The organism is Streptomyces sp. NPDC088554 (assembly GCF_044752945.1).
Lineage (GTDB): Bacteria > Actinomycetota > Actinomycetes > Streptomycetales > Streptomycetaceae > Streptomyces.
Genome location: NZ_JBIVMF010000010.1, coordinates 188991 through 207787, shown reverse-complemented (window position 1 = coordinate 207787; position 18797 = coordinate 188991). Strand labels below are relative to the sequence as shown.

16 protein-coding genes and 1 pseudogene are annotated in these 18797 nt (G+C 71.4%); 12 read left to right on the top strand and 5 right to left on the bottom strand.

Going from position 1 to position 18797, the window contains the following annotated elements; all coding sequences use genetic code 11:
* Positions 1-77: 77 nt before the first annotated feature.
* From ACIP8W_RS14540 to ACIP8W_RS14495, 10 genes are all read left to right on the top strand, one after another.
* On the top strand, positions 78-1037 hold the full coding sequence (locus ACIP8W_RS14540) for an ABC transporter ATP-binding protein (protein WP_402203167.1): 960 nt from the start codon (positions 78-80) through the stop codon (positions 1035-1037).
* Positions 1034-1885, top strand: a complete 852-nt coding sequence (locus tag ACIP8W_RS14535; RefSeq protein ID WP_401955637.1) for an ABC transporter permease — start codon at positions 1034-1036, stop codon at positions 1883-1885. The genes ACIP8W_RS14540 and ACIP8W_RS14535 overlap by 4 nt, the downstream gene beginning before the upstream one ends.
* A gap of 23 nt (positions 1886-1908) precedes the next feature.
* Positions 1909-3078 carry an LLM class F420-dependent oxidoreductase gene (locus ACIP8W_RS14530; protein WP_402203165.1) on the top strand — a complete coding sequence of 390 codons (1170 nt, stop codon included), beginning with the start codon at positions 1909-1911 and terminating at the stop codon, positions 3076-3078.
* On the top strand, positions 3065-3766 hold the full coding sequence (locus ACIP8W_RS14525; RefSeq protein ID WP_401955635.1) for a thioesterase II family protein: 702 nt from the start codon (positions 3065-3067) through the stop codon (positions 3764-3766). Before ACIP8W_RS14530 ends, ACIP8W_RS14525 begins: the two co-directional genes overlap by 14 nt.
* A gap of 46 nt (positions 3767-3812) precedes the next feature.
* A complete protein-coding gene (locus tag ACIP8W_RS14520) occupies positions 3813-4637 on the top strand; it encodes an SDR family oxidoreductase (RefSeq protein ID WP_401955634.1) in 825 nt (274 codons plus the stop codon).
* 70 nt (positions 4638-4707) lie between these two features.
* Positions 4708-7293, top strand: a complete 2586-nt coding sequence (locus ACIP8W_RS14515; protein ID WP_402203162.1) for an amino acid adenylation domain-containing protein — start codon at positions 4708-4710, stop codon at positions 7291-7293.
* Positions 7294-8173: 880 nt separating this feature from the next.
* Positions 8174-8881: a hypothetical protein gene (locus tag ACIP8W_RS14510; protein ID WP_401955632.1), complete on the top strand. Its 708-nt coding sequence runs from the start codon at positions 8174-8176 to the stop codon at positions 8879-8881.
* Positions 8878-10656 carry an FAD-binding oxidoreductase gene (locus ACIP8W_RS14505; protein WP_402203160.1) on the top strand — a complete coding sequence of 593 codons (1779 nt, stop codon included), beginning with the start codon at positions 8878-8880 and terminating at the stop codon, positions 10654-10656. The genes ACIP8W_RS14510 and ACIP8W_RS14505 overlap by 4 nt, the downstream gene beginning before the upstream one ends.
* A 169-nt stretch (positions 10657-10825) precedes the next feature.
* Positions 10826-11392: a nucleoside deaminase gene (locus ACIP8W_RS14500; RefSeq protein ID WP_401955631.1), complete on the top strand. Its 567-nt coding sequence runs from the start codon at positions 10826-10828 to the stop codon at positions 11390-11392.
* Between the two features lie 80 nt (positions 11393-11472).
* A complete protein-coding gene (locus ACIP8W_RS14495) occupies positions 11473-11832 on the top strand; it encodes a zinc ribbon domain-containing protein YjdM (RefSeq protein WP_401955630.1) in 360 nt (119 codons plus the stop codon).
* A gap of 279 nt (positions 11833-12111) precedes the next feature.
* Here the strand turns inward: ACIP8W_RS14495 and ACIP8W_RS14490 are convergent, their stop codons facing one another.
* Entirely contained in the window at positions 12112-12348 is a 237-nt protein-coding gene (locus ACIP8W_RS14490) for an NAD-dependent epimerase/dehydratase family protein (protein ID WP_401955629.1), read from the bottom strand.
* Here ACIP8W_RS14490 and ACIP8W_RS14485 point away from each other — a divergent pair.
* On the top strand, positions 12289-12972 hold the full coding sequence (locus ACIP8W_RS14485; RefSeq protein WP_402203157.1) for a glycosyltransferase family 4 protein: 684 nt from the start codon (positions 12289-12291) through the stop codon (positions 12970-12972). The genes ACIP8W_RS14490 and ACIP8W_RS14485 overlap by 60 nt on opposite strands.
* Before the next feature lie 20 nt (positions 12973-12992).
* On the top strand, positions 12993-13817 hold the full coding sequence (locus tag ACIP8W_RS14480) for a hypothetical protein (protein WP_402203155.1): 825 nt from the start codon (positions 12993-12995) through the stop codon (positions 13815-13817).
* On the opposite strand, the gene ACIP8W_RS14475 is transcribed toward ACIP8W_RS14480, so the two are convergent.
* From ACIP8W_RS14475 to pabB, 4 genes and pseudogenes are all read right to left on the bottom strand, one after another.
* A complete protein-coding gene (locus ACIP8W_RS14475; RefSeq protein ID WP_401955626.1) occupies positions 13792-15204 on the bottom strand; it encodes an ATP-binding protein in 1413 nt (470 codons plus the stop codon). The two genes, ACIP8W_RS14480 and ACIP8W_RS14475, sit on opposite strands and share 26 nt — an antisense overlap.
* Positions 15201-15878 carry a response regulator transcription factor gene (locus ACIP8W_RS14470; RefSeq protein WP_401955625.1) on the bottom strand — a complete coding sequence of 226 codons (678 nt, stop codon included), beginning with the start codon at positions 15876-15878 and terminating at the stop codon, positions 15201-15203. The genes ACIP8W_RS14475 and ACIP8W_RS14470 overlap by 4 nt, the downstream gene beginning before the upstream one ends.
* A 349-nt stretch (positions 15879-16227) precedes the next feature.
* A pseudogene (locus ACIP8W_RS14465) lies at positions 16228-16392 on the bottom strand (response regulator); the annotation flags it as partial.
* A gap of 290 nt (positions 16393-16682) precedes the next feature.
* Positions 16683-18797, bottom strand: coding sequence for an aminodeoxychorismate synthase component I (gene pabB, locus ACIP8W_RS14460; RefSeq protein ID WP_402203153.1), 2115 nt, complete (start codon positions 18795-18797; stop codon positions 16683-16685).

The window sequence follows — 18797 nt, the reverse complement described above, 5'->3', positions numbered from 1 at the left end:
CCCGGCCACGAGATCCCAAAGAAAACTTGAAAGTCACATGGTCGACGGGGACACCGAAGCGGCGTAGAAACGATCTTGTGCATACCTCCACCAGGTCAGCAGTGCTCGTCCAGGGCATATATAAGACATTCAAGAAAAGCCAGGCATTGCAGGGTATTGACCTAGAAGTCAGACCAGGAGAGGTCATGGCCCTCCTCGGTCCGAACGGAGCGGGAAAAACAACTCTGGTGAAAGTACTGACCACTCTCATCAAGCCGGACTCGGGAAACGCTTTCGTGAACGGACGGCATGTGGTCGACGAACCGGAAAAGGTGCGCTCGACCATCGGCATGGCAGGTCAGTATTCAACCGTGGACGACATGCTGACCGGTTTCGAGAATCTTCGGCTGATCGCCGGGCTACGGGGCTTCGGCCGCCGGGGCGCGCGCCGGGTCGCGGACGAGCTGCTGGAGCGCTTCCGGCTCACCGGTGCGGCCGGCCGCACCGCCGCCACCTACTCGGGCGGTATGCGCCGCCGGCTGGACCTGGCCGCCGCCCTGGTCGGGGCGCCACCACTGGTCCTGCTGGACGAGCCCACCACCGGGCTGGACCCGGAGAGCCGCCTCGACACCTGGGAGGCGGTCGGCGAGCTGGTGGCCGGCGGCACCACGATCCTGCTCACCACCCAGTACCTGGAGGAGGCGGACCGGCTCGCCGACCGGATCACCGTGATCGACCGGGGCAAAGTGGTCGCCGAGGGCACCAGCGACTCCCTCAAGGCGACCGCCGGACAGCGGCTCGTGCTGTACGTCGCCGAGGACCACGAGATCGACCCGGCCACCCGCGCCGCCGCCCGCGCCACCGGTCTGGTCCCGGCCGTCGACCGCCGGGCCCGCCGGGTGGAGGCCGCCGTCACCGACGGCCGCGCCGCCCTCGCCCGCGCCCTGGCCGCGCTGGCCGACGAGGGCGTCGAGGTGCTGGAGATCGGGCTGCACCGCGCCACCCTCGACGACGTGTTCCTCGGCCTGACCAGCCGCGCCCGGCGGGAGGCGGCATGACCTGCACCCCGGTACGACCCGTCGTCGCGCCACCGTCGGCCGATCGGCGCAACCCGGCCGCGCGGGTCGTCTCCGAGAGCGGCCGGCTCGCCCTGCGCAACCTCCTCCATCTGCGCCGTACCCCCGGCCTGTTGATCTCCTGTCTGGTCGAACCGGTGCTCTACGCGCTGCTCATCGGCTACGTCTTCGGCAACAGCCTGGGCGGCGGGGCGTACCGCGAGTACATGGTGGCCGGGCTGATCGCGCAGACGGTGGCCTTCACCACCACCTTCACCACCGTGGGGCTCTCCCGGGACCTGGAGCACGGCATGGTGGACCGGTTCCGCGCCCTGCCGATCTCCCGGGTGGCGCTGCTGCTCGCGCGCACCACCTCCGACCTGACCACCTGTGTGACCAGCGTCGCGGTGACCACCGCGTGCGGGCTGCTGATGGGCTGGCGCCCGCACAGCGGACCGCTGGACATAGCGGCGGGGTGTCTGCTGGTCCTGCTGTTCGCCTTCGCGATGTCATGGATCGGGGTGTTCGTCGCGCTGGTCACGCCCAACCCGCAGGTGGCCGGCAGCCTCGGGCTGATCTGGCTCTTCCCGGCGACGTTCATCTCGTCCGGGTTCGTCTCCGGCGCCACCCTGCCCGGACCGCTGCCCCTCCTCGCCGCCTGGAACCCGATCACCTCGCTCGCCAACGCGCTGCGCGAACTGTTCGGCAACGCTCCCCCGCCCGGCTTCCACCTCCAGCACGCCTGGCCCGCGCACCATCCCACGCTCTACACCGTGATCTGCTCACTGGTCCTGCTCGCCGTGTTCACCACCCTCTCGACCTGGCGCTACCGCACCCGTACCAGCCACTGACCACGCGCCACAGGAGTTTTCCCATGACCGCTCCCACCCTGCGCCTGGGCGTCAACCTCGGCTGCTGGGCCGGTACCAACGACGCCACGGGCCTCGCCCTGGCCTCCCTCGCCGAACGGCTCGGCTACTCCGCCGTCTGGATCTCGGAAGCCTTCGGCTCCGACGCCGTGACCTTGCTGACCTGGATCGCCGCCCACACCTCCCGTATCGACGTGGGCAGCGCCGTGCTCCAGATACCGGCCCGCGCCCCGGCCACCACGGCGATGACCGCGGCGACCCTCGACGCTCTGTCCGGCGGCCGGTTCCGGCTCGGGCTCGGGCTCGGGCTCGGGGTGTCCGGGCCCCAGGTCTCCGAGGGCTGGCACGGTGTACGGTTCACCGCGCCGCTGGGCCGCACCCGCGAGTACATCCGCCTGGTGCGCCAGGCGCTGAGCCGCACACCGCTCGCGTACCGGGGCCGCCACTTCACGCTGCCGCTGCCCGACGGCCCCGGCAAGGCCCTGACCCTGAGCATCCGCCCGCCCCGCGACCACCTGCCCGTGTATCTGGCCGCGCTCGGCCCCCGCAACCTGGAGCTGGCCGGGGAGATCGCCGACGGCTGGCTGCCGGTGTTCTTCTCGCCCGAGCACTCCGGCGGCCAGCTGGAGGCGCTGCGCACCGGGCTCGCCAGGGCCGGGCGGAGCCTCGACGGCTTCGACATCGCCCCCACCGTCCCGCTGGTCACCGGGCCCGACTGGCGGACCTGCGCCCGCCGGGTGCGCGGGTACGCGGCGCTCTACCTGGGAGGCATGGGCGGGCACGACGACAACCACTACACCCTGCTCGCCGAACGCATGGGCTTCGGCCCGCAGGCCCGCGTCGTCCAGGAGCGCTTCCTGGCCGGCGACTACCCCGGCGCGATGGCCGCCGTACCGCTGGAGTTCCTCGACGCGACCTCGCTGTTGGGGCCGCGCGAGCGGATCGCCGAGCGGATGGCGCAGTTCGCGCGGGCCGGCGCCACCACCCTGAACGTCATGCCGGTCGGCCCCGGCATGCCCGGCCCCGAGCGGGCGGAGAAACCGCTGCGCACGGCGGTCGAGGCGGCCCGGCTCACCGGCCTGTTCGTGCCCGGCCCCGGCGCCGCGCCCGACGAGACCCCCGGGCCCACCGGCCCGTCCCGACCCCACGAGGAGAACCACTATGACCATGCCTGACACCGTCCAGCTCCTGTGCCTGCCCTACGCGGGTGCCGGCGCCTCCGTCTACGGCCCCTGGAGCGCCCTCGCGGGCGACGCCCTGGAGGTCGTACCGCTGCAACTGCCGGGCCGGGAGCGGCTGATCGACGAGGACCCGTACCGCAGCGTCCCGGAGGCCGTCGAGGGGCTGCTCGGCCAGGTCCGGGAGCGGGCCCGCGGCCGGGTGGCGCTGTTCGGGCACAGCCTCGGCGCCGTGCTCGCGTACGAGCTGGCGCACCGGCTGGCCGCCGAGGACGGTGTGGAGCTGGTCCGCCTGTTCGTCAGCGGCTCCCCCGAGCCCGCCCGGGGCCGCGCGGCGCGGGCCACCGGCCTGTCCGACGACGACTTCCTGGCCCGTGTCGGCGAGTTCGCCGGCTACCACCACCCCGCCCTGGACGACCCGGAGATGCGGGAGATGATCCTGCCCGCGCTCCGCGCCGACGTGGAGATGCACGAGAGCTATGTGCCCACCACCGACCTGCCGCTCGACGCGCCGCTGACCGTGGTGCGCGGCGAGGACGACGACCTCGTCGGCTACGACGACGCCGAGTCCTGGAGCAAGGTCGCCGGCCGGGACTTCGAACACGTCGAGGTGCCAGGCGGCCACATGTACCTCATGGACGCGGCCCCCGCCCTGGTCCGGCTGATCGTCTCCACTGTCCTCTGAACCCCTTCCCAGCCCCCAACTGCCCCACGATCCCAAGGAGTTCCCGATGCGTCTGCACGGCAAGTCGGTCCTCGTCACCGGCGCCGCCCGCGGACTCGGCCGGGCCACCGCCCTCGCCTGCGCCGCCGAGGGCGCCGACCTCACCCTGGTCGACATCTGCGCCGATCTGCCCGGCGTGCCCTACCCGCTGGGCACCCCCGGCCAGTTGGAGCACACGGCCGCGCTGTGCCGGGAGGCGGGCGCGGCGGTGCTGACCGCGACCGCCGACATCCGTGATCTGCGGGCCGTACGGGAGGCGGTGGCCCTGGCCACCGACCGCTACGGCCGGATCGATGTGGCCGTCAACAACGCGGGCATCGCCGCGCCTTCCGGCAAGCCGGTGCACGAGATCGACGAGGACGAGTGGTCCCTGATGATCGACGTGGACCTGTCCGGGGCCTGGCGGGTGATCCGCGAGGTCGGCCGGGCGATGGCCGCCCGGCGTTCCGGCAGCATCGTCAACGTGGCCTCCACCGCCGGGCTGGTCGGCTACCGGCACTTCGCCGGGTACGTGGCCGCCAAGCACGCCGTGGTCGGGCTCACCAAGGCGGCGGCGCTGGACTACGCGCCGAACAAGGTCCGGGTGAACGCGGTCTGCCCCGGGTCGGTACGGGACGACGCCGGGGCGGAGGGGCGGATGCTCGCGGAGATCGCCCGCGCGCTGGAGGTGCCGGTGCACGAGCACGAGCAGGCCTTCGTCACGGCACAGCCCATGAACGCGCTGATCGAGCCCGAGGACGTGGCCGCCGCCGTGGTCTTCCTCGCCTCCGACGAGTCCCGGCAGATCACCGGCTCGGTCCTGACCGTGGACGGCGGCTTCAGCGCCCGCTGAGCGGTCCGCACCGGACTTCGCCGCCCCGCCCGCCTTCTTCTTTTCCCTCGAACCGCCAAGGAGCACCACCGTGTCAGGCCCCGCAGCCCACTGCCACGCCCTGCGCGTCCGCGTCGGCCACGACCCCGTCGGCGCCTGGACCGAGAACGTCGCCGCCGCCTGTGACGACCCCCGCGCCGAACGCCGCCGCGCCCTGGAACTCGCCCGCCCCGCCGAGACCCCCCGCCGGGTGCTGCTGCGCTACGCGGACGGGGTACGGGACCTCGTCGTCGTGGCCCCGCGCACCGGCTGGGACCGGCAGGCGCTGGCCCGGCTGGCCTCGGCCCCCGACGCCACGCCCACCGCACCCGTCGCGGGTACCCCGGAAGCCCCCCGCCCGGCCCTCGCCGCCGCGCCCGCCTGGGGCCTGGCCGAGGGCGCCCCCGCCGTCCCCGTGGTCCTGCCGTTGGCGGACCTCGGTGACGAGACGAGCTGGCTGACCGCGCTCGCCGTCACGCTGCGCCGCTACGATCCCGGGACCGCACACCTCGTCGGTACCGACCACGGCGCGTACCGGGTCGAGGAGGCGGCCACGCTCGGCGGATCGAAGCCGCTGCCCGCCGAGGGCGAGATCCTCGCGGGGCTGCTGTACGACGCCACCGAGCTGCCCGGGACGTACGTGCCGTGTCTCGCCCCGCCGTTCCCCCTCACCGTCTCCGTCTACCGGGACGCCGACGGCCCCCGGCTGCGCGTCGACCACCTCGCCACGCATCTCGCCCCGGAGGTGGCCGCCGCCTTCGCCCGCCACCTGGCCCATGTGCACCGGCAGGTGCTGACTTCCCCGGCCACCGCGCCCGGCGAGGCGGAGCTGCTGGACACGGCCGAGCGGGAGCGGATCGCGGCGCTCGGCCGACCGACCGGGGCCCTGGTGACCACCCCGGTCACCATCCCGGAGGCGTTCGCGCGGATCGCGGCGGCCACGCCCGACCAGGTCGCGGTGACGGAGGGGGCCACGGCCCTGTCGTACCGCGAACTCGACGAGCGGGCCGGGGCGCTGGCCCGCGTGCTGGCCGCCCGGGGGGTCGCGGCCGGGGACCGGGTGGGGGTGTGTCTGGAGCGGACCGCCGAGCTGGTGGTCACCCTGCTCGCGGTCCTGAAGGCGGGCGCCACCTATGTGCCCGTCGACCCGGCCTACCCGGCGGAGCGGCTGGCGCACACGGCGGCGGACGCGGGCCTGGGCGTGGTGGTGACCCGGCTGGCGGAGTTCCCGGCGGTGCCGGGATGCACGGCCCTCGCGCCGGACGGGGCGGCCGCCTCCTCCGAGGGCCCCGAGCCGGTGGGCGCCGGTCCGGACGACCCGGCGTACGTCATCTACACCTCCGGTTCCACGGGCCGGCCCAAGGGTGTCGTCGTACCGCACCGGAACGTGATCGCGCTCGTCGACGCGACCCGGGACGAGTACGGGCTCGGCGCGGACGACGTGTGGACCTGGTTCCACTCCAGCGCCTTCGACTTCTCGGTGTGGGAGATCTGGGGCTGCCTGCTGACCGGCGGGCGGCTGGTGGTGGTGCCCTACTCCGTCTCACGGGAGCCGGACCGCTTCCGGGACCTGCTGGTGGCCGAGCGGGTCACCGTGCTCAGCCAGACCCCGTCGGCCTTCGCCCAGCTGCTGGACGTGGACCACACCGAGGTGGGCGTACGGCTGGTGGTGTTCGGCGGGGAGCCGCTGGACGCGCGGATGCTGCTGCCGTGGTTCGACCGGCACCCGGAGCCGGTGTGCCGCGTGGTGAACATGTTCGGCATCACGGAGACCACCGTCCACGTCACCGAACAGACCCTCACCCGGCGTCTGGCGCTGGCCGCGAGCCGCAGCGTCGGCCCGGCGCTGCCCGGCTGGCACCTGTACGTCACCGACCCGGCCGGACGGCTGCTGCCGCCCGGGGTGGCGGGCGAGATCTGCGTCGGCGGGGCCGGGGTGGCGCTCGGCTATCTGGGCCGGGAGGAGCTGACGGCACAGCGGTTCGTACCCGACCCGGTCACGGGCGGGACCATGTACCGCAGCGGCGATCTGGGGCGGCTGCGCCCGGACGGACGGCTCGAACACCTCGGGCGGATCGACAGCCAGGTCAAGATCCGTGGCTTCCGTATCGAGCTGGACGAGATCCGCTCGGTACTGCTGGAGGACCCGGGGGTACGCGCGGCGGCTGTCGTGGTGCGCCGGGACGACCCCGCCGACGCGGCGACCGCGCGGATCGACGCCCATGTGGTGCTGCTGCCCGGCGCGGACACCGGCGCGGTGCGGGAACGGGCGGCGGGGATCCTGCCGGAGTACATGCTCCCGGCCACGGTGAGCGCGCTGGACGCGCTGCCGCTGACCGCCAACGGCAAGCTGGACACGGCCAGGCTGCCGGCGCCCGCCGCACCGCCCGCCCCGGCCGCGCCACAGCCCTCCGGCGACGACCTCACCGACCGGGTCCGGGAGATCTGGACCGAGATCCTCGGCACCCCGGTCGGCCTCGACGACGACTTCTTCGAGCTGGGCGGCAACTCCCTGTACGCGGTACGCATCGGGGCGGCGCTGCGCGCCCGGGGCCTGCCGTCGCTGCGGCTGCGGGAGCTGTACCGCAACCCGACGGTACGGGCGGTCGCGGCGGGGCTGGCGACGAGCGCGGGGTGAGCCGTCTGCCGTAACCGGCTCCGTACGGGGGCCGGTTACGGCAGACGGGCCGGACCGGCAAGGATTCGGGGCCTCCTGGTTCAGGGCCTCCTCATATGGAGTGCTTCCTGTGCGCGGCCAGCCTGCCGATGAGGCGGGCCGCGTCGTCCGGGCTGCGGGCCGTCTCGCCCAGCACCTCCTCCCGTTGGTCGTCCCACGGCTCGGTGTCGGACCACGGGCCGGGGACGGTCGCGCCCCGGTACCCGACGGGCTCGCCCCCGGCGGGCGCGCAGCAGCCGGTGAAGTCGGCGGCCGCGCGAGCGGGCCCGTGGCACTCTCTCCCGTGAGGAGAGCGATCGCGGAGAGCCGGGTCTCGGAACCGCCCGCGTTGCGGGTGATGGACAGGCGGTATGAGCAGGACGTCCATCGGCGCGCGCCGCCGAGGGTGGTCGCCTTGACGACGATCTCGGCGATCTCCTCCCGCCCGTCCACCGCGAGGTCCGGCTTGATGTACCCGCCCGCGCCCAGCGCGAGATGCGAGAAGGTGATCCCGCACCGGTGGCGGCGACGACGGCGTTCGACAGCCGTCCGGGGGTGGTGGAGAAGTCAGTTGATACCGGATCCATGGGCGCCCCTCGACATCGTCCCGTGCCGGCCCGAACAACGCGAGCCGGCGACTTTCCCGAACCGTACCGGCGCCCACTGACATCCCCGGGGCGGAAGGACGACGGACGGACCGTCACCTCCTCGGCCCTGCACGCCCGATGCCTCGTCCCGCCCTGTCCCGCCCCACCCCCTGCCGGGCAATGGCGTGCGGTGGGCGTGGTGTCCTCCTGGCGGGGACGGGTCCGAGTAGATTTCCGGCTGGCTGCCCGCTCTCACGGGTTTTCTGGAGGTGTGCATGGGACCGTTCGACGGCCGGTTCGCCGATGCGCGGGAGTTGTGTGTCCACGCGAAGCAGGAGCTGGCGGCTGCCGCCGCGCGCAATGCGTTCGTGGATCTGGTGGAGACCGGCGGGGCACCACGGAAGCGGCTGCTCTCCCTGGTCGCGGAGGAGTCGCTCATCGTACGCAGTGACCGGCGCGGCTTCGCGCTGGCGGCCTCGCGGTTCGGCGCGGACGATGCCGCCGCCGAGCTGTTCCTCGGTCTGGCCCAGGGAGAGACGCGCGCGGTGGAACTGCTGGCGCGGTTGCGGTCGGCTCTTGACAGGATGCCCGCGGACGACGGTCCGCCACCGGAGGGGGCGGACGGGTGGCGGCCGTCCCCCATGGCACAGGGGTATCCGCACTATCTGGGCTGGCTGGTCGCGTTCGGGACGCGCAGTGAGCTGGCGCTGGCCCTGCTGGTGAACTTCGGTTTCTGGGGCGGGTACTGCGCGCGGCTGGCGGACGCGCTGCCCCGGCGGTACGGCCTGACCGCCGCCGACGTGGAGTTCTTCACGTTCTTCTCGACGCTGCCGCCGGGGTTCGAAGAACAGGCGGGTCGTTTTCTCCAGTCGGGCCTGGACGCCGGGGAGGACCCTTCGGCGGCTCTGGAGGCGACACGGATGATGCAGGCGTACGAGGCCGCGTTCTGGCAGTCACTGGCCCAGGGAGAGAAGACCCCGTGACATGGTCGGGCCGAGACGTTTTCAACCGCCGCACCTTGCTCGGCACGGTCGGCGCGGTGGCGGCCGACGGTGCCGCCACGGGGCTCACCGGCTCCCCCACCGCCCTCGACGCCGGGGCGGCCGGATCCGATCGAGCGAGGTTCGATCGAGCGGGGTTCGATCGAGCGGGGTTCGGTCCCGTTTCGGTACGTCCGGGGGATTCCCGCTATACGAGTCTGGCGCGGGGCAACAACTGGCGGTTCGTGGGCCGGCCGGAGGAGATCAGGGTGGTCGGGTCGACGGACCAGGTGGTCCGTGCCGTATCCGATGCCGTACGTTCCGGGCGGCGGATCGCGGTGCGCAGCGGCGGGCACTGTTTCGAGGGTTTCACCGCGGACCCGGCGGTGCGGATGCTGCTGGACCTCTCCCCGATGGACGCGGTCGGCTACGACGGGGAGCGGAGCGCGTTCGCGGTCCAGCCGGGTGCGACGCTGGGGCAGGTGTACCGGGCGCTGTTCGCGGGGTGGGGCGTGACCATCCCGGCGGGCGGCTGTCCGGAGGTGGGCGCGGGCGGGCACTTCGCCGGGGGCGGGTACGGGCCGCTGTCGCGCCGGTACGGCTCGGTGGTGGACCACCTCTACGGCGTGGAGGTGGTGGTCGTCGGCCGGGACGGCACCGTACGCGTGGTGGTGGCCACCCGCGAGCCGAACGACCCGCACCGTGACCTGTGGTGGGCACACACCGGTGGGGGCGGCGGCAACTTCGGCGTCGTCACCCGCTACTGGCTCCGCTCACCCGGCGCCGACCCCACGGCGCCCGGGAAGCGACCCGGGACGGGAGGGACGGGCAGGGTCCCGGACAGCGGTGTTACCGGAGCCGGCACGAGGGCGGTCGACCCGGCCCGGTTGCTGCCGCCCACACCACGGGAGCTGTTGGAGTGCGTGATCACCTGGGCGTGGGACGAGCGGATGACCGAGCGCGCCTTCACCACCCTGCTGCGCAACTTCGGGAGCTGGCACGAACACAACAGCGCGCCCGGCTCCCCCGGCACCGGCCTGTACGCGATCCTGGCAGCCGCGCACCGCAGCGCGGGAAGCTTCTACCTGGCGGTGCAGGCCGACGCGGACATCCCCCAAGTGAACGTCCTGGTCGATGACTTCGTGTCCGCGGTCACCGCCGGATCCGGCGTCGAGCCGAGTTTCGACGTCCGGCGCACCATGCCGTGGCTGCACCGCCTCACCTGGCCCGGTACCGGTCAGGCCGGGGATGTCATCACCCGACGCTACAAGATCAAGGCCGCCTATCTGCGACGCCCGTTCACCGACACCCAGCTCTCCACCATCCACCGCCATCTGACGGACTCGACCGGCGGTCCGACCGGCGCTCTCGAACTCATCGGCTACGGCGGCCAGGTCAACACCGTGCCACCGGAAGCCACCGCGGTCGCCCAGCGGGACGCCATCATGAAGGCCGACTTCCACACCGTCTGGGCCGACGCCTCCGACGACCGGGCCAACCTCGCCTGGGTCCGCGCCTTCTACCGCGACGTACACGCGGACACCGGCGGTGTACCGGTGCCCGGCGAAGTCAGCGACGGCTCCTACATCAACTACCCCGACATCGACCTCGCCGACCCCACCTGGAACACCTCCGGCATCCCCTGGCACACCCTCTATTACAAGGGCAACTACCCGCGCCTCCAGCAGATCAAGGCCCGCTACGACCCGCGCAACGTCTTCCGCCACACCCTCGCTGTCGAAGCAGCCCCAACCGCCCCACAGCCCCGCCGCACCTGACCGCCGCACCCGTCCCGCGCGCCCAGGGACACCGCCGCCGCGCCCGCACCGCTCTCGGGCCCGGATCAGCCCCCTGGGGCTGGTCCGAGTTGCCCGACCCGGTAGGGCGACTATCTTCTGAAAAGGACGGATACGCGAATACGCCGGACGCGGGTGACGGAGAGGCAGCATGGCGAAGAAGAGGTTCATGGCCGAGGCGGTACGACTGGCGACGGAGTCGGTGGTGAACGGCTGGGGCGGGCCGTTCGGCGCGGTGATCACCCGTGACGGCGAGATCATCGCCCGTGGGCAGAACCGGGTCCTGCTGACCGGCGATCCAACGGCACACGGCGAGGTGGAGGCCATCCGCAAGGCGATCCAGGTGCTGAACCCGGAGGCACCGTCGATCGCGGTGAAGTACCAGAACAGGAGCACACTGAAACTCATCCCGCGCGAGCCCGAATCCCCCGACCGGGTGCCGAAGCGGGCCCGGATGCTCAAGGGCTGCGAGATCTACACCAGTGGCCAGCCCTGTCCGATGTGTATGAGCGCCATCTACTGGTCACGGTGTGACGCCGTCTACTACAGCTGCGATCTGAAGGCCACCGAGGAGATCGGGTTCAGCGACGAGTACCAGTACGAGGACTTCAAGAAGCCGATCCACGAGCGGAGCATCCGTATGGTGCACAGCTATCCCGAGCTCGGCAGGGCCGCGTACGAGGCATGGGCGAGCAAACCCGACAAACATCCCTACTGACCGCCCCGACCTGCCCGGCCTGCCCGGCCGTCCGTTCCCGTCCCATCGGGGCAGCGATCGCGGACGGATATCCTGAGAGTGTGATCGAGAATCCTCCTCCCTGCCCCACGTGCTCATGCGAGTACACCTACGAGATGAACGCCCTCGTGGTGTGCCCCGAATGCGGCCACGAGTGGGTTCCCGCCGCGAGTGCCGTGGAGAGCGGGGGCCTTGACGGCGAGCGGGTGGTCAGGGACGCGGTGGGCAATGTGCTGCGGGACGGCGATGCCGTGGTCGTCGTCAAGGCGCTCAAGGTCAAGGGGAGCCCCTCGGGGATCAAGGCCGGCACCAAGGTGCGCGGCATCCGGCTGGTCGACGGAGTCGACGGCCACGACATCGACTGCAAGATCGACGGTTTCGGGGCGATGCAGCTCAAGTCCAGTGTGGTCAAGAAAGCCTGACCTTCGCCCGATGGCGGGAGAGCCGCTGCCCGTGTTGATCGGTCGCGGGCGAGGAACCACTGAACGGTTCGCTCCGGGCCCTCGCGCAGCGGGGTCGGCTCGACCTCGGGGAAAAGCGTGCGGAGTCGGGGTGTTGTCGGCCCGGGAGTGCCGGACGTCCCCGGCACGGGGCGGCTCGTGACGTGGGCTCAGCACGACCCCTGTCACCCGCTCCAGCTCGGCGACGAGGCCCATGAGCGAGGTGCGGGTGCCGTAGCGGGATTGACCGGTCCGGGTCGGTCACTCCTCGCAGCGCGGCCCGCGCGAGTACCGACAGACGGTTCCGACGTAGGTGAAGTCGCGGGTCCGGCTCCCGTTCCCGTGGACCACGAGGGGCTGCTGAGCGGTCGCCGCCTTGATCCATGCCGGTACGACAGCGGCGTAGGAGTGCCCCGCCGGTTGCAGGGGCCCGTATACGTGACCGCGCCGACGCTGCCCGGCCGGTCCGGGGTACCGCGCATCGGCTACACCGGCCACCTCTACACGGGACGTGGCATCGATTTCATCCTCGAACTCGCCTCCCTGCTCCCGTCCTTCGTCCATCTCATCGGCGGCACCCCCGAGGACCGCGCCCGCTGGGAGGAGCCCTGCCGGCTCTCCAACGTGTACTTCCACGGACACCGGCCACCCGGCGCCGTCCGCGCCTACCTCCCCCTCTTCGACGTCGTCCTCGCTCCGTACCAACAGAAGGTGTACACCGCCGGCGGGATCGCGGAGACCGGCCGATGGGCCTCCCTCATGAAGGTGTTCGAATACATGGCCGACGGGCGCGCCATGATCGTCTCCGACCTCCCCGTCCTGCGCGAAGTGCTCCAGGACCGGGTCAACTGCCTGCTGCGCCCGCCCGCCGATACCCACGCGTGGCTGGACGCGATCAACGAGCTGATGGCCGACGGGGCCCTGCGGCGGACGCTGGGCGACCGAGCCGCAGTGAGGTCCTCCAGCGGTACACCTGGCGCCGCCGAGCCGACCGCGTGCTCTCGGGCCTCGCCCTCCCGCACTCGCCGGGAGGCTCGGTGGCGGGCGGAGCGGGCTGACTCCCTGGCCGGTCCGGCGGTGTGGCGGTCCGGGAAAAGGCGCGGTCAGGATGTGTTCAGGTAAGGGCTGCCACGCTGCCGGGCATGACGATCAACAAGCATGCGGCGAAGGCCCCGGCCGGGCTCCGCGAGATGGGGAACAAGGTTCCCGAGATCACTCTCTACTTCTGGTTCATCAAGATCCTGTGCACCACCGTGGGAGAGACCGCGGCGGATCTGCTGAACGCGGATCTGGGCCTGGGGCTGACGTACACCTCGTACGTGATGGCGGCCCTGCTGGCCGTCGCGTTGTTCTTCCAGTTCCGGGCGGCGTCGTACCGGCCCGGTCTGTACTGGCTGTCCGTCGTCCTGATCAGTGTCGTCGGCACACTGGTCAGTGACAATCTCACCGACAACCTCGGTGTTCCGCTGACGACGACCACGTGGGTGTTTGCCCTGGCCCTCGCCCTGACCTTCGCCGCCTGGTACGGGTGCGAGCGGTCGCTGTCCGTCCACACCATCCGCACCCGCCGCCGCGAGGGCTTCTACTGGCTGGCGATCCTCTTCACGTTCGCGCTGGGCACCTCGGCGGGCGACCTCACGGCGGAGCGGCTCCAGCTGGGCTACTGGGTGTCGGCCATCCTGTTCGCGCTGCTGATCGCCGCGGTCTGGGCCACCCGGTTCATGCTCGACCTGAACGCCGTCTGGTCGTTCTGGATCGCGTACGTCCTCACCCGCCCCCTCGGCGCCTCGCTGGGCGACTATCTCTCGCAGCCCCGCGCGAACGGCGGTCTCGGACTCGGGACGGTCGGTACGAGCGGACTGTTCCTCGCCGTCATCCTCGGGCTCGTCGTGTATCTGGCGCGTACCCGGAAGGATGTGGCGCACCGCGGCGCCGACCGGGTCATCCTGCCGGAAGACGCACGGTGAACCGCGCCCCGGACACCGCCCCGGACACCCGGTCGGCAACGTCCAGGGTGATGTCGCCACCGGCCGCGCGGGCGAGCCGGCGCGCGAGGGCCAGGCCCAGGCCCGCGCCGTCGTGCCCATCGTCCGGGGCGGCGCGGCGGCCCGGCTCGAAGAGGGACGGGAGGAAGGACTCCGGCACACCGGGGCCGTCGTCGGAGACGGAGATCTCGACCGCCCCCGGCACCGTCGCGCAGCCGATCACGACCGAACTCGCCGCGTAGCGACGGGCGTTGTCCAGGAGCGGCATCAGGATACGTTCCGCGACGGCCGCCGAGACCCCGGCGGTGGCCCGGTCCCCCCGGACCAGCACGGCGGGCGAGCCGGGGTGGTCCGCCCCGATCCGGGCCGCCAGAGACCGGGCCAGCTCGGGAAGACGGCAGCGGCCGGGGGCCTGGGCCCCACGGGTACGGGCCTCGGACAGCAGGCTCTCGCAGATCTGCCGCATGGTGGCGGCGGCGCTCGCGATCGCCTCGTGCGAGGCCCGCTGCTCGGCGGGCCCGCGCGGGCGCCCGGTCAGCCACTCGGTCTCCGCGATGATCCGGGCCAGTGGGGTGCGCAGCTCGTGGGAGAGTTCGGCGGCCTGCTGCCGCTCGTGGCGCAGAACCGCCGCGAGCCGGTCCAGCAGCTCATCGAGGTTGGCCGCGAGCGAGGCGAGTTCGGCGGGCCGTCCTTCGTCGCCGAAACGCCGCGCGGCGCCCTCCTCGCTCCACTGGGCCGCCCGCGCGCTCATCAGACCGACCGGTTGCAGGGCACGCCGTACAACCAGCCGGGTCAGCAGATAGACCGTGGCCAGCAGGAACAGCGCGAGGACGACCGACGCGGTCAGGGCCGAGTCCGCCGTACTGCGGTAGGGGTCCAGTGCGACCGAGGTGACCACCGTACCCACCTGCCGGCCGCCGGTGTCCCGCACGGGCAGGGCGAAGAGCCGGGTGGCGCTCGGGCCGCCGACGTCCGTGAACACCTCGTGCCGTCCCGCGAGCCGGTCCGCGCGGAGCTGAAGGGCGGTCGGCACACCGGCAGGCTTCTCGATCGCGCGGTCGCCCTGGTAGATCCACACACCGGCGTCCAGTGCCTGATCCCGCGCGGCCTCGTGGACGACGAGCCGGCCGCCGGGCCGTGGCTCGACCGTGGTGGCCACGGCCTCGGCGCGGGTCCGCAGCACATCGTCGGCCTGCGCCCGCAGCCGGTTGTCCAGGACCAGATTGAACGCGGTGGTCAGGACGGCGACCCACAGCGCGCTGGTCACCAGCGCCGTCAGCGCGAGGCGCCCGCGCAGTGTGCGCGGCGGCCGGTGTCGACGAGACCCCTTGGCCAGGCCCGGCCACACACTCCGCCCGAGCCGTCTCATGACGGAGTGGGAGCGAAGCGGTAGCCGATGCCACGGACCGTGGCGATGCCGTGCGAGGCGCCGGCGGCGCGCAGCTTGCGCCGCAGCCGGGTCAGATACTGGTCGAGTGTGTTGTCGCTGACATACGCCCCCTCCGGCCAGCCCGCCCGCAGCAGTTCCCGGCGCCGTACGACCGTACCCGGCGCGGCCATCAGACAGGCCAGCAGCCGGAACTCGGTGGGCGTCAGCGGTACGGCGGTGTCGCGCGCGGTCAGCTCGTGTCGTACGGGATCCAGCCGCAGGCCGCCCGCGTCGATGGCGCTGTCCCGTCCGGCCCGCCGCAGGGCGGCACGGACACGGGCCGCCAGCTCGGCCAGGTGAAACGGTTTGGCGAGATAGTCGTCCCCTCCGGAGGAGAAACCCGCGAGCCGGTCGGGGAGTGTGTCGCGCGCGGTCAGAAAGACGACCGGGGCGGTGACCCCTGCGGCGCGCATCGCCTGGCAGACGTCACGACCGTCCGAGTCGGGCAGTCCGATATCCATCACCACGGCGTCCACCCGCGCGTCCACACCACGCAGCGCCCCGGCACCGTCGGACGCGGTCACCACCTCGAAGTCCTCGTCGCGCAGCCCGCGCGCGAGCACGTCGCGCAGGCCGTGGTCGTCCTCGACGATCAGAACGCGGTGGGTGGTCACCCGGCCAGTATGACCCGCCGACCGACAGCGAGGGTTCTCGGGAGGCAGCGCCGGTACGTATTCAGGTTGACGCTGCCGGTACGCCGGGCCGGGAACGGCAGGGGTAGGCATGACAGGCCAGTACGACATGGCGGCACACCACTGTGGCCGTGGAGGAGGATCGGGCACGACACCCGGCGGTACCGAGTTCTCGGCCACCTCCTGCTCCGGCTCCGCGGATGCGGAGGGCCACGGGTAGCCCACGGTGCCGGTGACCCGTACCCCTGCGGTCGTCCGACGATCCATGTCGACCACAGCGATCGAGGCTGATGGCCGGAGAGCGAGGAGTGGGGCCGCCGGGCATGAGTGTTCAGTCCGCACGCAGTCGGCGCTCCAGGAAAATGTCGGTGAACACCGAAACCTTCGCCCGAAGCGCCCAGGGGTCGAAGGGTTTGCCGATGTAGTCGACGGCTCCGGCGGCGTATCCACGGGCGGAATGCTGAGAGTCGGCCCCCATGGCGGTGAGGAAGATGATGGAATATCACGGTTCCGCACGGCGGATTACCCCCACACTGGTGTGTGACAGCCGATCTCGATCAGCAACGCCCGAGCAACCTGCTTGGCAACAGAGATTCGGCAACGGTCTCTCAGGTCATCGCTGGCCGGCCGTACACGGTCCGGCTCGCTCCGGCCCGACGTGTTACCGCTGTCGCGCCGCCCCTGGCTTCGCGGTCTCGTCGAACGGCTCAGCGCAGCGGGTCAGCCGCAGCCCGGCGAACCGGGCGTCGAGGCCAACGGTCAAGCGCTCCCCTGGGCCCATGGCATCTACGAGCCCGGAACCCTCGCCTTCGGCAGTGCCCGCAGGGTCGCTTCGGCCTTGAGCAGCATCTCCTCGTACTCTGCGACGGGGTCGGAGTCAAGGACAATGGCGCCGCCCGCACCGATGGTCAGTTCACCATCGTGACTTACAGCGGTGCGGATGGTGATGCTGAGGTCGGTGGTTCCAGTGTGTCCAATGAAGCCGAGGGCTCCGGAGTAGACCCCGCGGGCTTCATCCTCCAACGTGTCGATGATCTCCATGGTGCGCAGCTTCGGCGCTCCTGTCATGGATCCGCCGGGAAAGCAGGCCCGTACCGCGTCCACGGCGGACGTGCCATCGCGCAGCGTCCCGATGACCGTGGAGACCAACTGGTGCACGGTGGCGTACGACTCCGTCACCATGAGCGCCGGGACAGCGACGCTGCCGATCTCGCAGATCCGTCCGAGGTCGTTGCGGAGCAAATCCACGATCATGAGATTCTCCGCGCGCGTCTTGGGATCCATCTGCAAGGAGCGCCGTATCTCGTCATCGGTTCGCGGGTCCGCGTGGCGGGGCGCTGTTCCTTTGATCGGTTTGGTTTCCACCGTGCGAGCGGCGTCCACCTTGAGGAATCGCTCGGGCGAGGAGCTGAAAACCGTGACCTCGCCGAGGCGCAGAAACGCGGCGTACGGAGCGGGGTTCAGCCGGCGCAGGCGCTGGTAGTAGGTGAAATCGTTCGCTGGTGCGGGCAGACGGAGTTTGTTGGTGAGACATATTTCGTAGCTCACGCCCTCCCGCAGCCGTCGATCGCACTCACGGATGTCGGCCAGGTACTGGGTGCGCGAGCGGACCAGTCGTCTCGACGCGTCATGGTTTTCGGCGCGAGGTGGGGGAAACGTGTCGGGCTGCGCTGTGGGAAGGTCGGCCAAGGTGGGGACTACCGTACTGATCCACTTCTGGGCGGCGCCTGAGTCCTGCCGCTCGCACACGGCAACGGCATAGGTACGGTTTTCGGCGTGGTCCACCGCGATGAAGCGGTCGGCTTGAAGCCACACGGCGTCCGGGGTCTCCGACCGGTGGGTGCGATTGGCGCCGAGATCGGCTTTCAGCTCGTAACCGAAGTAACCGACGTAGCCGCCGGTAAAATCGAAGGGCAACTCCTCGGCACCGGCGACCACGCGGCCGGTGCGGCGGTTGAGGGCGTCAAAGATGGTGCCGCCTTCCAGACGAGAAGTACCTCCCGCGGGCTCCACGACGACATGCTTGTCTTCCACACGGTAGGTCAGCATCTCGGTTCCGGGCGCTTCCGCGGAGCCGAAGAAGGAAAAGCGGGCCAGGCCCGGTTCGACGTGCGAGCTGTCAAGCCAGAAGGAGCGTGCGCTGGCGCCGTACAGAGCCAGGAACGCAACCTCGGCGTCGACCGCTCTGTCCAGGATGCCGATCTGCGCCTGGAGTCGCGCGGGGTGTGGGTGCGGAGTCGACGGTGCGACAGACACGCACATGTCATTGGTGCCAGTGCTGACCTGGCGGTCACGGATGCGGGTACCACCCTCGCGTGAGCCCGAGGCCAGCGCCAGGTCCCGGAAGTTCGCCAAGAGGAGGGCACCGTGCTCCGTGCAGATCGACTCGGGGTGGAATTGCACCCCCCACCAGGGCCGATCGCAGTGGGCCAGGCCCATGACCACTCCGTCCTCGGCGCGCGCGGTGATCTGAAGGTGGGCGGGCGCGGGTTCAGCGATGCTCAGTGAGTGGTAGCGCACGGCAGTGAACTCCTGCGGGATGCCGGCGAAGAGTCCGTCACCGCTGTGCCGGATCGTCGACAGGTATCCGTGTCGGGGCTGCGGAGCGGGGACAATCCGCGCGTCCGCCAGGAGCCCCATGCCCTGGTGCCCGAGGCACACGCCCAGGACCGGAAGCCGGGTGTGCTCCAGAACGTCGCGGGAGCGGCCGAAGTCACGCGGGATGGCCGGGTGCCCCGGTCCCGGCGAGATGACCGCGGCATCGAAGCCGTTCAGATCGAGGTGGTCCCAGGATTCAGCGTCGTTCCGTACGACAACGGGTCTGATGCCGTACACCTTTGCTAGGAGCTGGTACAGGTTGTAGGTGTAGGAATCGTAGTTGTCGATAAGTAGGACGCGCAT

What these genes read in the sequence shown, in the direction of transcription:
- ACIP8W_RS14480 (WP_402203155.1), top strand. Translation starts at nt 12,993, where the DNA reads ATGACGATCAACAAGCATGCGGCGAAGGCCCCGGCCGGGCTCCGCGAG.
- ACIP8W_RS14500 (WP_401955631.1), top strand. Translation starts at nt 10,826, where the DNA reads ATGGCGAAGAAGAGGTTCATGGCCGAGGCGGTACGACTGGCGACGGAG.
- pabB (WP_402203153.1), bottom strand. Translation starts at nt 18,797, where the DNA reads ATGCGCGTCCTACTTATCGACAACTACGATTCCTACACCTACAACCTG.
- ACIP8W_RS14535 (WP_401955637.1), top strand. Translation starts at nt 1,034, where the DNA reads ATGACCTGCACCCCGGTACGACCCGTCGTCGCGCCACCGTCGGCCGAT.
- ACIP8W_RS14475 (WP_401955626.1), bottom strand. Translation starts at nt 15,204, where the DNA reads ATGAGACGGCTCGGGCGGAGTGTGTGGCCGGGCCTGGCCAAGGGGTCT.
- ACIP8W_RS14510 (WP_401955632.1), top strand. Translation starts at nt 8,174, where the DNA reads ATGGGACCGTTCGACGGCCGGTTCGCCGATGCGCGGGAGTTGTGTGTC.
- ACIP8W_RS14525 (WP_401955635.1), top strand. Translation starts at nt 3,065, where the DNA reads ATGACCATGCCTGACACCGTCCAGCTCCTGTGCCTGCCCTACGCGGGT.
- ACIP8W_RS14520 (WP_401955634.1), top strand. Translation starts at nt 3,813, where the DNA reads ATGCGTCTGCACGGCAAGTCGGTCCTCGTCACCGGCGCCGCCCGCGGA.
- ACIP8W_RS14530 (WP_402203165.1), top strand. Translation starts at nt 1,909, where the DNA reads ATGACCGCTCCCACCCTGCGCCTGGGCGTCAACCTCGGCTGCTGGGCC.